Annotated in this window: 14 protein-coding genes; 4 read left to right on the top strand and 10 right to left on the bottom strand. The window is 60.5% G+C overall.

The window, feature by feature from the left end; genetic code table 11:
* Positions 1 to 134: 134 nt before the first annotated feature.
* The 9 genes from RRB22_13955 to cutA all read right to left on the bottom strand — a co-directional run bounded on the left by RRB22_13955 (position 135) and on the right by cutA (position 10,773).
* Complete coding sequence (locus RRB22_13955; GenBank protein ID MDT8385507.1) at positions 135 to 1,820, bottom strand: DUF3426 domain-containing protein; 1,686 nt, start codon at positions 1,818 to 1,820, stop codon at positions 135 to 137.
* Positions 1,821 to 1,845: 25 nt separating this feature from the next.
* Entirely contained in the window at positions 1,846 to 3,663 is a 1,818-nt protein-coding gene (locus RRB22_13950) for a hypothetical protein (GenBank protein MDT8385506.1), read from the bottom strand.
* A 146-nt stretch (positions 3,664 to 3,809) separates the two neighbouring features.
* Positions 3,810 to 4,691, bottom strand: a complete 882-nt coding sequence (gene prmA / locus RRB22_13945) for a 50S ribosomal protein L11 methyltransferase (GenBank protein ID MDT8385505.1) — start codon at positions 4,689 to 4,691, stop codon at positions 3,810 to 3,812.
* Positions 4,692 to 4,786: 95 nt separating this feature from the next.
* Positions 4,787 to 6,127 (bottom strand): acetyl-CoA carboxylase biotin carboxylase subunit, encoded by a 1,341-nt coding sequence (gene accC, locus RRB22_13940; protein MDT8385504.1) that lies wholly within the window; start codon positions 6,125 to 6,127, stop codon positions 4,787 to 4,789.
* A 115-nt stretch (positions 6,128 to 6,242) separates the two neighbouring features.
* Entirely contained in the window at positions 6,243 to 6,689 is a 447-nt protein-coding gene (gene accB / locus RRB22_13935) for an acetyl-CoA carboxylase biotin carboxyl carrier protein (protein ID MDT8385503.1), read from the bottom strand.
* A gap of 108 nt (positions 6,690 to 6,797) precedes the next feature.
* A complete protein-coding gene (gene aroQ / locus RRB22_13930) occupies positions 6,798 to 7,238 on the bottom strand; it encodes a type II 3-dehydroquinate dehydratase (GenBank protein ID MDT8385502.1) in 441 nt (146 codons plus the stop codon).
* Positions 7,239 to 7,519: 281 nt separating this feature from the next.
* Entirely contained in the window at positions 7,520 to 8,062 is a 543-nt protein-coding gene (locus RRB22_13925; GenBank protein MDT8385501.1) for a TlpA disulfide reductase family protein, read from the bottom strand.
* Between the two features lie 19 nt (positions 8,063 to 8,081).
* Positions 8,082 to 10,361 (bottom strand): protein-disulfide reductase DsbD, encoded by a 2,280-nt coding sequence (gene dsbD, locus RRB22_13920; protein ID MDT8385500.1) that lies wholly within the window; start codon positions 10,359 to 10,361, stop codon positions 8,082 to 8,084.
* A 67-nt stretch (positions 10,362 to 10,428) separates the two neighbouring features.
* On the bottom strand, positions 10,429 to 10,773 hold the full coding sequence (cutA, locus tag RRB22_13915) for a divalent-cation tolerance protein CutA (GenBank protein ID MDT8385499.1): 345 nt from the start codon (positions 10,771 to 10,773) through the stop codon (positions 10,429 to 10,431).
* Positions 10,774 to 11,065: 292 nt separating this feature from the next.
* Between cutA and RRB22_13910 the strand changes: the two genes are divergently transcribed.
* Positions 11,066 to 11,530, top strand: a complete 465-nt coding sequence (locus RRB22_13910) for an FxsA family protein (GenBank protein MDT8385498.1) — start codon at positions 11,066 to 11,068, stop codon at positions 11,528 to 11,530.
* A gap of 70 nt (positions 11,531 to 11,600) precedes the next feature.
* Here RRB22_13910 and RRB22_13905 read toward each other — a convergent pair whose 3' ends face one another.
* Positions 11,601 to 11,840 carry a hypothetical protein gene (locus RRB22_13905; protein MDT8385497.1) on the bottom strand — a complete coding sequence of 80 codons (240 nt, stop codon included), beginning with the start codon at positions 11,838 to 11,840 and terminating at the stop codon, positions 11,601 to 11,603.
* Between the two features lie 259 nt (positions 11,841 to 12,099).
* On the opposite strand from RRB22_13905, the gene groES reads away from it, so the two are divergent.
* The 3 genes from groES to RRB22_13890 form a co-directional block, all read left to right on the top strand.
* Positions 12,100 to 12,390, top strand: a complete 291-nt coding sequence (gene groES / locus RRB22_13900) for a co-chaperone GroES (protein ID MDT8385496.1) — start codon at positions 12,100 to 12,102, stop codon at positions 12,388 to 12,390.
* A 63-nt stretch (positions 12,391 to 12,453) separates the two neighbouring features.
* The gene (gene groL / locus RRB22_13895; protein ID MDT8385495.1) at positions 12,454 to 14,103 is read left to right on the top strand and encodes a chaperonin GroEL; all 1,650 of its coding nucleotides are present in this window, start codon (positions 12,454 to 12,456) and stop codon (positions 14,101 to 14,103) included.
* A 161-nt stretch (positions 14,104 to 14,264) separates the two neighbouring features.
* Positions 14,265 to 15,700, top strand: a 1,436-nt coding sequence (locus tag RRB22_13890) for an ABC transporter ATP-binding protein (GenBank protein MDT8385494.1), incomplete at its 3' end; no start/stop codon positions are given.

Genomic DNA, 15,700 nt, shown 5'->3' with positions numbered 1-15,700 from the left:
GGTCGTGTGGAAACGTAACGCGCGCGTTGTCTGAAAAACGAGCAGGCAATCTTACTCTGAACCTACAGGGGAGAAAAGATGCTGGGGGGGATTTTTTCGGCAGGCCCGGTGGCAATACCCCGGACCTGCCAGGCTTACGTCAGCGGCCGGGTGTTGCGGGGGTCCAGCTCGGCGCTGAACTCGTAATTGACGGCGGCCTTGCCGGGGTCGACCAGTTCCAGTTCGATGCGCACCGGCATGTCGGGGGTCATGCCGGCGGCGAGGTCGGCGTTATTGCTCAGGTACTCGCGGGGCGTGAAACGCCGTAGCGCCATCGGTTTGCCGTTGATGTCCGAGAACACCACCGTCACCAGGGGGTAGGGCTGCACGAAGCTGGCGTGATTGATGAGGCTGGTGCTGGCGATCAGCGCCTTGCGGGCCGAGGGGTGCGAGCGGACTTCACGGCCGATGATCTCAATCTGCGCGATGTCGTAGGGCTGGCTCAGGCTGCAGCCGGCCAGCTGGCAGAGCTGGATCAGCCAGGGGCGCAGGCTGGCGTCCCTGGCGAGTTCGTCACGGCTGAAATACGCCATCTGTAGCACCAGGGTCAGTATCAGCAGCAGGCTGCCGACCACCCAGGGTGTCCGGGAGGGGCGCAGCTGCTCGGCCCTGGCGGCATGCAGGTCATCCAGGATGAGTTGGGGGACGTTGAGGGTCTGTTGGCTGTCCGGCGGTGGAGTCTCATCGGTGTTCGCCGCTGCGCTCGGGCGGGGGCCGATGGCGGCCTCGACCTCGGCCGCGGCCGCGGCGAGTTCCGCAAAGTCGTCGACCTCCGAGGCCTCTGCCGCGGCCCGGTCGATGGGTGCGTCGGTGGCGATGGCGTCAGTATCCAGCGGGTCTGCGGTGCCGGGGGCCGGTATGTCGCGATAGGCGGCCGCGTCGATCGGCGCAAGGTCGGCCTCTTCAATGATGATGGGCTGGCTGTCGCTGTCGAAATCGGCTGGTCCACCGTGGCCGAAGGCGGTGAGTGGTTCGGCGCTGCGCTCGTCCGGCGTCGCCTCGGTCGCGGACAGGAAGGCGTCCAGCTCGGCCAGCTCGTCGGCGGCGTCGAGGGCTATCTCGGCGGCGAACGCGTTGTCGAACTCGGTGTCGATCGTCTCCCGCTCGTCGACGCCATGCCCGTCCAGGGCGGTATCGCTGAAGGCATCGGCCGTGGCGGGTTCACTGCGGTCGATGTGGTCGGTGTCGAAATCAGTGCTCGCTCCGGCGGTCCCGTCGTGTCCGTCGGCGTTGATGTTGCTATCGATATCAATATCGACATCGGCATCAATTTCAATATTGGCGGCATCGAGGGCGGTCTGGCTGTCGGCCGACAGGAATTCCTCGAAGCGGTCAATCTCCTCGCTGGGCAGGGTGTGCTGGCTGGCCTCGGCAATGATCTCGCTGAAGATATCGGTATCCGGTGTGTCGCTGGTGGTGACGGTGCTTGCGTCGAGCACGGTATCGAGATCGGTGTCGGGGCTCGCGGATTCGGCATGGGATGTGGCCAATCCCTCGTCGCTGTCGGTGATCGTGGTGGTCGGGCTGTCGTCGGCCGCTTCGCTGGCGCCATCCGCCGTCGGCGCGGCGGCGAGTCCATCGTCGTCCCAGAGGGCGGCATGGCCGCTGTCATGGCCGGGCGATGGGGGTGTGTTGCTCACGCTGGGGAGATCGTCGCTCAGGTGGTCCAGGGCACTGAAAACCGTCAGGCACTGCCCGCAGCGCACGTCGCCATTGGCGGCCTTGAGCTGCGCGGTGGAGAGCTGAAAGATGGCGTCGCAATGCGGGCACTGGGTATACATAGTGGATGTTCCGGGTACTGACCGTTCAGTCCTGCGTTTGACGAATGGCGCTGATCTTGGCCTGTTCCGCCGGCGGCACCTCGATGTGCCTGAATTCAAACCGCGAAAAGGAGCTGGTGGTCTCGACCAGTCGCGTCAGGCGCACATACTCTAGCGTAGTTTGCCGGTTGAGTACCAATTGGGTGCCGAGGTCGTAAATGCTGGCCGGGACCAGCAGGCTGTCTGGCGTGTGGTCTGCGGTGGGGTTCTCCGGGCCTTCGATCAGCAGGCTGCGAAAATATTCGCCACCGCTGCCGGCGCCGCCAATGGCCCGTACCGCGATGGGGATGGCGGTGTCGGTGAGGGTCATGACGCCGATATCGAAATCGCTGCCCGGGTCGTCCTGCAGCCAGCGCAGCGCCCCCACCGTCCAGTGCTGATGTTGTGGGTCGGTAGGAAAGGCGACCAGGGCCCCGACCCGGGTGCGTGACTGGGTCTCCGGCAGGCGGCGCAGCGCCATGCCGCCGGCGCTCTGGTTGATGCATAGCCAGGCTTCGACCCGGAAATTCGCCATGCTGGCCTCGCGCCGGTCGCGGGCCTGAATTTCGGTGTCATGAATGGCGTCCCAGACATCGACCGTGCCACCGAAGTGGGACAGACGGGTGGTGTCGGTGCCCAGCGGGCCGGTGCTGCCGAGCGCGGCCGATGCCCAGCCATCATCGGTGGGGACCAGTTGCAGCCCATTGCCGACCTCCTGTGGCCGGTGGTAATGGATTTCATGTTTCTCCGGTGTGAAGTCGATCTTGCCCCCCATGAAATGGTGGCAGGCATCCAGTCCGAGGCATAACGAGACCGTGCTGTCCCGGTCATCTTCTCGCTGATCGCGGCGTTCCGAGCGGCCCTGCCAGGCGGCCCGCAGCCGGGTCAGCAGGTCGCGTCGCAGGCGTTCGGCAATGGTGAGCGGCAGCCCGCCCTGGCCCTTTTGATCCACGCTGGCGCTGATCTCGTCGAGCTTTTCCTGCAGTTTGCGGATATCCAGAAAACGACCATCGACGGGGCGGAAGCGGGCATAACCGGTGGCCACCGCCGGGGGGCGTTCGCCCGCCAGGTCGATAACGATATCGCCGGTCTCGGCCAGGGTGACCTTTTTGGTGAGCATGCGACAGCCCAGGGTCCACTTTTCCAGATAACCGTAGATCAGCGCCGCCTGTCCGGGCATCAAATGATTCGGCGTGGTGAGCGCCAGCAGGGCAACCCGCAGATAACCGTGTTGCACGGTGGCGAAGGGGTTCTCGGCTTCCCCGCGGCAGGCATTCTCCGCCAGTACCCGGGTATGCAGACCGTTGCGTTCGGCCAGTTGATAGGTGCGGTGCAGCTCGCCCCACAGGCCTGGCGGGGGCGGCGCGTATTGCGAATAGGCCTCCAGTAGCTGCTGGCCCATCTGGTCGATGCTGAGCCGCAGGGCGGCCACCAGCAGGTTGATGCTCATGTCGTTATCCACGGTCACCGCATCGGCGACCACCCGCTTATAGGCAAAGGCAGTCTCATCCAGTAGCTGGGCGGCCAGATCGGCCTGGGCGCGGGCATTGCTGCGCAGTGGCAGGGATTCGTTTTGATAATAATTGCGCAGCTGTTTGATGGTGTGATCGACCACAGGCTGCAGGATGATAGCGGCCCGCAGGCGCGTCGCTGCGGGCAACTGGCAGCGGTTGTAGCGCTGCAGCAGGGCCAGCAACAGCGGTGCCGTGGACTGGGCATTGATGGTGGGCTGGGCGGCGACCCACGCGCTGAGCGCCGCCGGTTGCGGCTGCAGGCCGCCGGCGTCAGTCTGCTGCTCGGGCAGTCGGTATTTGAGTGGATTCATTGGCCGCTGCACCTGGTGTGATGTGGATCGCGTATGGATTGGGAGAGTGATCGGCAATGCGGCCGGAATGTTTAGTCGGAAAGGGGCTAACAGCCTGTTTTTGTAGGGGATCCAGCGAGGCTTGGGGGTGAGGAGCTCACAGGCTCTCAGTCGAGGCGTCGCCCGTTGAGGCGCACCCATTCGTCCCGGTAGACGGCGGGCTGCATCGCAAACCAGGGCGCATAACAGGCGGCGACCTGCTCGGCCTGTTCGGCGAGGATGCCGGACAGCACGATGTGGCCACCGGGGGTGACATGGGCCGCAAACCGTTCGGCAAAATCCATCAGCGGCTGGGCGAGGATGTTGGCCAGCAGCAAGGGGGTCCGGACGGCGGGCAGGGCATTGGGCAGGACGACGCTGATGCTGTCGGCGACGTGATTTTTTTCGGCGTTGTCGCGGGTGGCGATCAGCGCCTGCGGGTCATTGTCCACCGCCCACACATGCCTCGCCCCCAGTTTGGCCGCGGCCACTGCGAGGATGCCGGAGCCGCAGCCATAGTCGATGACTTCATCGTGCTCAGCGCCGTTGGCATCCAGCCACTGCAGGCACAGGGCAGTGGTGGGGTGGGTGCCGGTACCAAAGGCGAGCCCGGGGTCTAACAGAATGTTGATGGCCTCGGGCTGCGGCGCCTGGGTCCAACTGGGCACGATCCACAGGCGTTCACCAAAGGGCATGGGCCGGAAGCTGTCCATCCATTCGCGCTCCCAGTCCTTGTCTTCCAGCGGCGAGATGCGGTGAGCGGGCAGGGGCCTGGGGGCGATGGCCTGGCGGACGTGATCCAGCACGGCCGACATATCGGCGCCGGCATCGAACAGGCCGATGATGCGGGTGCGGGACCACAGCGGGGTCTCGCCCACCGGCGGTTCGTACAGCGGTTGATCGGCGCTGTCGAGGAAGGTGACCGCATTGGCGCCGGCGGCGCTGAGCAGGTCCGAGAACCGCTCAGCGTCATCCTCCAGGGTTTCGAAGATAAGTTGTAGCCAGGGCATATAAAGGGCAGGGGAAAGGGGAAAGATAAAAGGGCAAAGTGAGAGGCGGGGTGTGGTTAACTTTTACCTTTCCCCTTTACTCTTTTATCTGCCCTTTATTGTCCCAGCTTTTTCTCCAGGTAATGGATGTTGGTGCCGCCGGCGGCAAACGCGGCGTCGGTGAAGATCTCCTGCTGCAGCGGGATATTGGTTTTGATGCCTTCGATAACGCACTCGCCCAGGGCCGTGCGCATGCGCGCCATGGCGATCTCGCGCGTGTCGCCGTGCACGATGAGTTTGCCAATCATGGAGTCGTAATAGGGCGGTACCTTGTAGCCGTTGTAGATGTGCGAATCGACGCGCACGCCCAGGCCGCCCGGGGCATGAAACTGGCTAATGGTGCCAGGGGAGGGCATGAAGGTTTTCGGATCCTCGGCATTGATGCGGCATTCAAAGGCATGGCCGCGAATCTTGATGTCATCCTGCTGATAGCCCAGCGGCAGGTTGGCGGCGATGCGAATCTGCTCCTTGATGAGATCCACGCCGGTAATCATCTCGGTGACCGGGTGTTCCACCTGAATGCGGGTGTTCATCTCGATGAAATAGAATTCGCCGTTTTCGTACAGGAATTCAAAGGTGCCCGCGCCGCGATAACCGATCTTGCGACAGGCCTCGGCGCAGCGCCCACCGATTCTGGCGCGGGTCTCTTCACTGATGCCCGGTGCCGGTGCCTCTTCGCAGACCTTCTGATGGCGTCGCTGCATGGAGCAATCACGTTCACCCAGGTGAATGGCATTGCCGTGCTGGTCCGAGAGCACCTGGATCTCCACATGGCGTGGATTTTCCAGATACTTTTCCATGTACACCACGCCGCTGCCAAAGGCCGCCTGGGCCTCGGCGGTGGTGAGGGAAATGGCGTTCAGTAGCGCCGCCTCAGAGTGCACCACACGCATGCCACGACCGCCGCCGCCGGCCGCGGCCTTGATGATGATCGGGTAGCCGATCTCTTTGGCGATACGCATGTTGGTCGAGGGATCGTCGCCCAGCGGTCCGTCGGAACCCGGCACACAGGGCACGCCGGAGGCGCGCATCGCGGCGATGGCGGAGACCTTGTCACCCATCAGGCGGATGGTCTCGGGTTTGGGGCCGATGAAGGTAAAACCGCTCTGCTCGATGCGTTCGGCAAAGTCGGCATTTTCCGCGAGGAAGCCATAGCCCGGGTGAATGGCCACCGCATCGGTGACTTCCGCCGCACTGATCAGCGCCGGGATGTTGAGATAGCTGTCCGTGGAAGAGGCGGGACCGATGCACACGGTTTCATCCGCGAGGCGCACGTGTTTCAGATCCTGATCGGCCTCGGAGTGCACGGCAACGGTCAGAATGCCCATCTCTTTACAGGTGCGTAGAATGCGCAGGGCGATTTCCCCGCGGTTGGCAATAACGATTTTATCAAACATGGCGTGGTATTTATCTAGTTGGGTTTGGTTACGTTTGTATCAGCGAGAGCAGCATGCGCTAAATCGTGTTAGGTGTTTTAGCGTTCAGTCTGCGGCGGATGCCTGGCACAATGCCTTATTCGATGATAAACAGGGGCTGGCCATATTCAACCGGCTCGCCGTTTTCAACCAGGATGGCCTTGATGGTGCCGGCCTTGTCGGACTCAATCTGATTGAGCAGTTTCATTGCCTCGATGATGCACAGCGTGTCACCGACGCTTACGCTTTGGCCGACTTCCACAAATGGCTTGGAACCCGGTGAAGATGCCCGGTAGAAGCTGCCGACCATCGGCGACAGGACCTTATGGCCGCTGACTTCCGGTGCTGCGCTGCCGGGTTCAACGGCGGCTGCCGGTGCGGCGGGCGCTGCCGCGAACACTGGCGCAGGTGCAGGGGCCGCAAAAACGGTGCCGGAACCGTGCCGGCTGATGCGTACCGATTCTTCGCCCTCATGAATTTCCAGTTCGGAGATATTGGATTCTTCCAGTAGTTCGATGAGTTTTTTTACTTTGCGTATGTCCATGGTTGGCTTCTTTATATCCGGTTGAGTGGGTCGATTCCTGCGGCGTGTGAAAAGCCGGCCTGAAAGGACTGTTAATGGATTACATTGAAAATGTCTGGTTAATGGGAGCTATCCGTTGAGCTGTGCGATCGCCGCATCTAACGCCAACTGGTAGCCCTGCGCGCCCAGCCCGCTAATCACGCCGACGGCAATGTCCGAAAAATAGGAGTGCTGGCGGAAGGCCTCACGGGCATGCACGTTGGACAGATGCACCTCGATGAAGGGAATGGCGACGCCCGCTAGCGCATCGCGTAGCGCAACGCTGGTGTGGGTGAAGGCGGCCGGGTTGATGATGATGAAGGCCACCTGGTGCGCCCCTGCCTGGTGGATGCGATCCACCAGCTCATGTTCGGCGTTGCTCTGAAAATGGCTGAGGCTGTGGCCAGCGGCCTCGGCGGCCATGCCCAGGGCGATGTTGATCGCGTCGAGGCTGGTGTGCCCGTAATGGGTGGGTTCGCGGCTGCCGAGCAGGTTGAGGTTGGGACCGTTGAGAACAAGGATATTGGCCATGATGGTTGTCTGCTCGTTAGCCTGCTCGTTATCGGCGCTCTGGTTGGTAACATATCGGCGCTGTGTGATGCGCCGGCGGAGTTGGCGTTATCTTGTCGCCAATCTCCGTGAAAATCCGGGTAATTGCGGTGAACGCGTTTCGTTTCCCGCAACAATGCAGGGATTATGTCCCAATCAGCCGCTGATGTCCAGATTTTTGAGATTTTGGCGGGGATCGCCGAAGTTGTCCCTGATTTCAACCCAAACTGGTGGAAACTTCAGATTGAGGCGGATGGGGTGGTCTACAGCAATGGGTGGATGGCGTCCTCGACCATGGGGCGCGTCATCTCGCCGCGCTGGATGAAACGGATCATGCCCTGGCGGTCGATCACCACCGTGTAGGGCAGGGCGCCGAAACGGTTACCGTATTGTTTGGCGGTGTCGATGGCGTCATTTTCACCGAGCAGCATCGGGTAATTGATGCCGTAGGTGTCCATGAAGTCCTGCACCTTGTCGGCATCGTCAATGGCGACGCCGACGAACTGCAGTCCGGTGGCGCCGTAGTGTTCCTGCAGTTCGACAAACAGGGGTGTCTCGCTGCGACAGGGTGGACACCAGGTGGCCCAGAAATTGAGGATCACCACCTTGCCGGCCCATTCGTGCGAGCTGTGCGGGACGCCGTTGATATCCGACAGGCTGAATTCTGGCGCCGGTCGCTGCACCATGGACTGTGCCGCCTCCCGTCCCTGGGCGTTGCCGGTGAAATGATCGAGTAACAGTTGGCCGCCCCACATGCCGCCCGCGAAGGTCAGGAGGTAGGCGGCGATACGTAGCGGTTTTTTCATGCGTGTCGATCGGTGCTGGTCAAAGCTTGTTGAGCGTGGCGATAAATTCTTCCGGGGTTCTGAAGCCATAAAAATTCAGATCCTTGCGGGCATTGCCGTCTTTGTCAAAAAACAGCATGGCCGGCGGGCCAAATACCTTGTAGCGTTTTTTGATCGCCTCGGTCTCGGCATTGTTGGGGTCCTCTACATCCACCTGCAGCAACACAAATTTTTCACGCAGAATCTTTTGTACCTGTGGATTGGAGAAGGTCGCCTTTTCCATGCGCCGACAGTCGGTGCACCAGGTGGCGTAATAGTCCAGCATCACGGCCTTGCCGGCGGCCCGGGCCTTTGCCAGCTCCCGGTCCAGGTCGGCGGTGTTGCGTAACTGGATGAACAGGTCGTGCGGCTCAACCGTGGCGCTCTGCACCGCCCCTCCCTGGCCGGCCCCCAGGTTGATGTGTGACATGTCCAGCGGCTGCATGATGTCGCGGTTACCCAGTACGCTGCCGAGCAGGGCCAGTACACCCCAGATGAGCACCACGATGCCGAGGCCTTTCCACAGATAGCGCCAGTTGCTGGTGCCTTCCGGCAGGCTCTGCGTCGCCCCCATGTACACGCCGCAGACGATGAAGAAAATGGACCATAGCAACAAAATGGGCACGGCCTGCAGGGGGGTCAACAGGTAGATGGCGACACCAATCAGCAAGGCGCCAAAGATGTATTTGATGGTATCCATCCAGCCGCCGGCCTTGGGCAAGAGGTGACCGGCGCCAACGCCCATCATCACCAGGATGACGCCCATGCCCATGGACATGGCGAACATCATCGATGCCCCCAGCACCGGATCGCCCGCCTGGATGGCGATGCCCAGCACCAGCATCAGCAGCGGCGTCACGCAGGCGCCGACAATCAGTGCCGAGATCAGGCCCAAAAAGAAGGTGCCGGTCATGGAGCCGCCCTTGACGTTCTGGCTCTTCATTTGCAGCTTCGATTGAATGAAGGAGGGCATCTGGATCTGGTAGAAACCGAACATGGACAGCGCCAGCAACACCAGGATGGCGGCGACGATGCCAATGGCCCAGGCATTCTGGGTATAGGCCTGTAATTGAGCGCCGGAATAACCGGCCATCCAACCGGCAAACGAATAGGTCACGGCGGTGCCCATCACATAGCTGGTCGACAGGATGCCGGCGCGCATTTTGGTGGGCTGCTGGCCGCTTTGGCCGACGATGACGCCCACCAGGATGGGGATCATGGGCAGCACGCAGGGGGTGAAGGTGAGCAACAGGCCGATGCCGAAGGCGAACAACAGGTTGCCGAAGAAGCTGCGGCTCTCACCGCTGTCCCCGTCGGCCGTGTCCGCCGCCGCTGTCGCGGCACTCACCGCGGGCAGGGAGACCGGCATCTCCTTGCTGGTCGGTGGATAACAGAAGCCGGCATCGGCACAGCCCTGGTATTTGGCGACTAAAATGATGTCGGTGGCATTGATATTGCTGCGCTCTAACGGGATGTCGATATCCACGCTGTGGTAGTAAACCTCCATCTCGCCGAACACTTCATCGACCTTCTTTTTGCCGGCGGGCATGACGGCCTGGCCGAGGCTGACGCCGTCGGCATTTTTCAGCTCAAACTCAAATTTGTTGCGATACAGGTAAATCTCGTCGGCGATATCCCAGTGCGCGCGCAGGGCATTGCCGTTGACGGCCACCGCGGAAAAGATAAACGCCTGGTCAGGGTGCAGGAAGTCGTCGCTGGCATCGGTGAGTCCCAGGCTATTGCCGAGTTTTTTCAGGGCATCGAGCGGATTGAAACTGCCTGTGCCCTTTGTGGCGCCGGTTGTCTCGGCGGCGGCCATTGCCGGTAACGGGAAGGAGATGGTTTTGGTCTGCGGCGGATAACAGATACCCATGTCCGCGCAGCCCTGTGAGGTGATCTTCATCTGCAGGGTGTCGGCATTGCCGGTGCGGGTCAGCGGAATGTCGACCGCGATATGCTTGCGATAGGTCTCAACCTTGCCGAAAAACTCGTCTTCCTTGACCTTGCCCTGGGGCAGGTCGATCTCGCCGGGGGTGATGCCATCGGTATCGCTGATGAATTTGAATTTGTTCTTATAGAGATAATATTTGTCGGCGATCTTCCATTCCGCGCGTACGGTGTTGGCGTCGATAACCGTGGTGCTGAGCGCAAATGCCTCATCGGGCATCAAGGGTTCTTCATCATCAAAGCCACTATCTACAGCGGCCCAGCCGATACTGGCGATACCGAGGGAAAGACTGAAAACGAGAAAGGGTAGTAGCAGTCGATGGATGGTCTTCATGTTGAGTCTCTATTTTAAGTGAAAAGCCAAAACCGATATTTGTAAGCCGGTTTTGCCAAAGCAGAATTTAGTTGCTGGAAGAATCTGTCCGTTGCGCTACCTGCTGACCTATCCATTGGAGATACGCTGCCGAGCCACCTGCTATGGGGACAGCAATTATCTCGGGAAGTTCATAGGGGTGCAGCTGGGTCAGGGTCTGTTGCAGCGCCTCGTAGGCCTCGTTGGTGGTTTTGATCAGTAATAAATGTTCCTCTGCCTTTTCTGGTTTGCCCTGCCACTGGTAGACGGAGATGAGGCCCGGCAGAATATTCACGCAGGCGGCGAGCTGTTTCTCCACCAGTTGCTCGGCAATCTGCTGGGCCGTCGCCGGGTCCGGACAGGTACATAACACGAGCTGGTACGGCGTCGGCATTCGTTACATCCTTCTATCTTTAGTCATATCGTGCGAAATGGCGCATATCTTTACATGCCGGCCAGATTGAGTCGATGCCCAGTGGTCCATAAGCGATTGATCCTGAAAAGAGATGCCGCAGCGGCTGATTTGTTGCAGGCATGTGGGGCGGGGGCTTTTTGCGGCGGGACTGCGGGTGAGGCCGGCTTGCTTGTTTATTGCGAGAATGGCCGCATATGGTGCGTGAGGCTCTGATATAGTGTGCTGTCCCTCACTTTCCTCCTGCGCGATGCAGGGCGTTGGATACCCAAAAATGAACCCCTTTCAAATACTCTTTATTCTGTTCCTGGCCATTCCCCTGCTGGAGATCTATCTGCTGATCAAGGTGGGTGGACTCATCGGCGCGTTTCCGACCGTCTTCATGGTGGTGTTTACCGCGATCCTGGGTGCCTGGTTGTTGCGCATCCAGGGCTTTGCAACCCTGAACCGGGTGCGCAGCACCATTGCGCAGGGCGGCATACCCGCCATCGAGATGCTGGAGGGCGCGGTGCTGTTGGTGTCTGGCGCCCTGTTGCTCACGCCGGGATTTTTCACCGATGCGATCGGCTTTGTCTGTCTGGTACCCACCTTTCGCCGTGCAATGATCCGCTGGGCCCTGGGACGCTTTCTGACACCGCCGGGTGGTTTTGGCGGACCCGGCGGTGGGCCGGGCAATGCCTCTTCCGCCGAGCCGCATCGGCCGCGCACCATTGAGGGTGAATACCGTCGCGAAGACTAGGAGGCTGTTTGGCTCAGAGCCTGTGAAAAAATCGTCGACCTACTGCGGACGTCGCTTTTTTCACAGGCTCTCAGAGCCACTGCACCAGATAATAGATCAGCTGCCCTTCAGAGGATTTTGAGGGGCCGAGTACGATAGCCGGGAAATAGCGTCCGGCCGCATCGCCCAGCTCGAGGGCGGCCTGGGCGGATTCTACGATCTGCACGCAGCCCGAGGGGAAGCGCTTGCGGCTTCTCTTGGGCACATACACCACGGCATAGCGCTCAGTGGAGACGCCCGTTTCCGGATCAGGTGGGACAAAGCCGCGCATGGACTAGTTGTAGCAGATGAACCGCTGCCGGATCAAAGGGCCGATTGGCCGGGTGTGCCGCGCAGGTGTGGCCACGCGGCGGCGGTCCCGATAAATATTTACCGATTTCCGGGCTATTTATCCTGCAGGCCTTGAATTTCCTTTTTCCATCCCTATTATTAGCGCTCACCTAACGCGAGTGCTAATCGCGATACTGTTCCCGGCAGGCAAAGTGCCTTGCCCAGATTTGAAAAAACTTTTTAATTCAAGGAGATAGTAAATGAATATTCGTCCTTTGCATGATCGTGTCGTTGTCCGCCGTATGGAGGAAGAGCGTACGAGTGCTGGCGGTATTGTGATCCCGGATTCGGCCACGGAAAAACCTGCCCAGGGTGAAGTGGTTGCCGTGGGTAATGGCAAGATTCTCGACAATGGCGACCTGCGTCCGCTGGATGTGAAGGTCGGCGATAAGGTGCTGTTTGGCAAATACGGCGGCACCGAAGTGAAGGTGGACGGTGAAGAGTTGCTGGTGATGCGCGAAGACGACATCACGGCCGTCATTGAAGGCTAAGCCGGTCTTGTCCTGCGTCACTCAATCCATTCAATAAAATTAGATCAATAGAGGATTACACACATGTCCGCAAAAGAAGTGAAATTCGGTAATGACGCCCGCCACCGCATGGTCGCCGGCGTTAACATTTTGGCCAATGCCGTCAAGGTTACCCTCGGTCCCAAGGGCCGTAACGTGGTGCTGGACAAGGCCTTCGGCGCTCCCACCATCACCAAGGATGGCGTCTCCGTCGCCAAGGAAATCGAGCTGGAAGACAAGTTCGAGAACATGGGCGCACAGATGGTGAAGGAAGTCTCTTCGCAGACCTCCGATGCGGCCGGTGACGGTACCACTACCGCGACTGTGCTGGCCCAGTCCATTCTGGCCGAAGGCATGAAGGCCGTGGCCGCAGGCATGAACCCTATGGACCTCAAACGCGGTATCGACAAGGCCGTGATTGCCACGGTTGAAGCCCTGAAGGCTATGTCGGTTCCCTGTGAAGACGACAAGGCCATCGCTCAGGTGGGTACTATCTCCGCCAACTCCGACGAAGCCATCGGTGGCATCATCGCCGAAGCCATGGGTAAGGTCGGCAAAGAAGGTGTTATCACTGTTGAAGAGGGTTCCGGTCTGCAGAATGAACTGGACGTCGTGGAAGGCATGCAGTTTGATCGCGGCTATCTCTCACCCTATTTCATCAATACCCAGGAAAGCATGAGCGTGGAAATGGACAATCCACTGATCCTGGTATTCGACAAGAAGATCTCCAACATCCGTGACCTGCTGCCTATCCTGGAAGGTGTGGCCAAGGCGGGCCGTCCGTTGCTGATCATCGCGGAAGATGTCGAGGGCGAGGCCCTGGCCACGCTGGTGGTGAACAACATGCGCGGTATCGTCAAGGTCTCCGCCGTCAAGGCGCCGGGTTTTGGTGATCGCCGCAAGGCCATGCTGGAAGATCTGGCTGTGGTCACCGGTGGTACCGTGATTTCAGAAGAAGTGGGTCTGTCGCTTGAAAAGGCCACTATTGATGATCTGGGTACGGCCAAGAAAGTCAGCATCACCAAAGAAAACACCACCATTATCGATGGTGCCGGTAATACCGCCGACATTGAAGCCCGTGTTGCCCAGATCCGCGCGCAGATCGAAGATGCCAGCTCCGATTACGACAAGGAGAAGCTGCAGGAACGCGTCGCCAAGTTGGCCGGCGGTGTGGCCGTGATCAAGGTGGGTGCGGCGACCGAAATGGAAATGAAAGAGAAGAAGGCCCGCGTTGAAGACGCCCTGCACGCGACGCGCGCAGCCGTTGAAGAGGGCGTGGTGCCTGGTGGTGGTGTGGCGCTGGTGCGTGCCCTGCAGTCCCTGGGCAATCTCAAGGGTGACAATCACGACCAGGACATGGGCATCAGCCTGGCCAAACGCGCCATGGAAGAGCCGCTGCGGCAGATCGTTTCCAATGCCGGTGCTGAACCGTCCGTTGTGTTGAACAGGGTGGCGGAAGGCAAGGGTAACTTTGGTTACAATGCGGCGACCGGTGAATACGGCGACATGGTGGAGATGGGTATCCTTGATCCCACCAAGGTCACACGTACCGCGCTGCAGAATGCCGGTTCAGTGGCGGGTCTGATGATCACCACCGAGGCCATGGTAGCCGAGCGACCTTCCGAAGCCGCCGGTGGCGGAATGCCGGACATGGGTGGCATGGGCGGCATGGGTGGTATGGGCGGCATGATGTAAGCTGCGCGTGACCTGAGTCTTAATCGACTCGATACGCCTTAAGATAAAAACCCCGTCGATACCCTGCCAGCAGGGCATCGGCGGGGTTTTTTTATGTCTGCGTGTCTTGTCCATACAGGCGGTGGTGGGGCTGCCGGGCTGTGCTGTGGTAATCTCGCCGGATGTCTGTGCACTCCACTAAACCCGGTTGGGCGGCCTTGCGTCAGCAGTATCGCCGTTTTCGGCAGTATGCATCGCCTGACGCGCGCTATTTTGCGTTGGACATTGCCTCGATCGTCATTGCCGTCGTCACCAACGCGGCGATGATCTGGCTGATGGGCCGGCCGCTGAGTCTGGTTCAGGCGGGTGACTATGCAGCGCTGCCCATGGTGCTGATGCTGTTTGCACTGGTGCTGCTGGTGAATCAAACCGTGCAGATGGCCGGCGGCTGGTTGACCAACTGGTTGGGCCTGCGGTTCATTGGACGGGTGCGCAATGCCATCATGGCGCGACTGTTGAGCCTGTCTTTTCCCGTGGCGGGGCGGATGCCGCGAGGCGATCTGCTGGCACGCCTGAGCAACGATGTGGACCGGGTCAGCGCCATTCTGGTGGAGGCGCGGCTGATGCTGGTCTCCCACCTGCTTACCCTCCTGCTGTACGCCTTCATGCTGTTCTGGATCGATCTGCGGCTGGCCCTGATTGCCCTGGCGACGGTGCCCCTGTTTGTGCTGCATCAACGGTTTTTTTCCGAGCGCAAGCGGCGTGCGACCGAGGGATTTCTGCACAGCAATGGCAAATTGCTGGCCTTTGAGGAACAGGGGCTGGCCAATCTGCGAGGTGTCAGCGCCAACGCCGCCGAGCAGCAGGTGACCGACCGGCACCGGGATGTGTTTGCCACGGCCTGTGCCTGGGGGGTGCGTGAGCGCGGCCTGGAGGTGGGTTTCAGGGTGAGTTTTACCGTGCTGATCTATTCGGTGGGGTTGATGATCGTGCTGTTTGGGGTGGAGAGCGTACGCAGTGGCGCGATGCCGGTGGGGCTGTTGGTGAGCTTCCTGCTGTATCTGGGCTATCTCACCGTACCGGTGCGGGGCCTGGCGGATATTGCCTTTCAATACGCCGGAAACGTGCCCGCGGCACAGCGCATTGTGGAGATCATGGATGCGCAGCCGGCCGTGCAGGAGAGTCATCCGACCACCCGGCTGATGGTCGACAGGGGGCAAATCGATCTCGAGGACGTATCGTTCGCCTATCCCGGCGGCGTGCGCATTCTGCACCAGGCGCAGGTGACCATCCTGGGGGGCGAAACCGTGGCCCTGGTGGGCCCCAGCGGCTCGGGAAAATCGACACTGGCGGCCCTGCTGCTGCGTTTTTATGACCCCCAGCAGGGGCGTATCCTGGTGGATGGCAAAGATCTGCGCGAGGTGAGTGTCGCTTCGGTGCGCCAGAACATGGCCGTGGTGTGGCAGGAGCCGTTTGTGCTCAATGACAGCATCCGCGCCAACCTGCTGATGGCCAGGCCGGAGGCGACCGAGGCGCAGGTCATTGAGGCCTGCCAGCGCAGCCATGCCTGGGAGTTTATTCAGGCCTTACCGGGGGGGCTGGAGGCAGTGCTGGGCGC

Source organism: Gammaproteobacteria bacterium, from assembly GCA_032250735.1.
In the GTDB taxonomy this organism is placed as follows: Bacteria; Pseudomonadota; Gammaproteobacteria; order SZUA-152; family SZUA-152; genus SZUA-152.
This window is presented reverse-complemented; position numbering and strand designations above follow the sequence as displayed.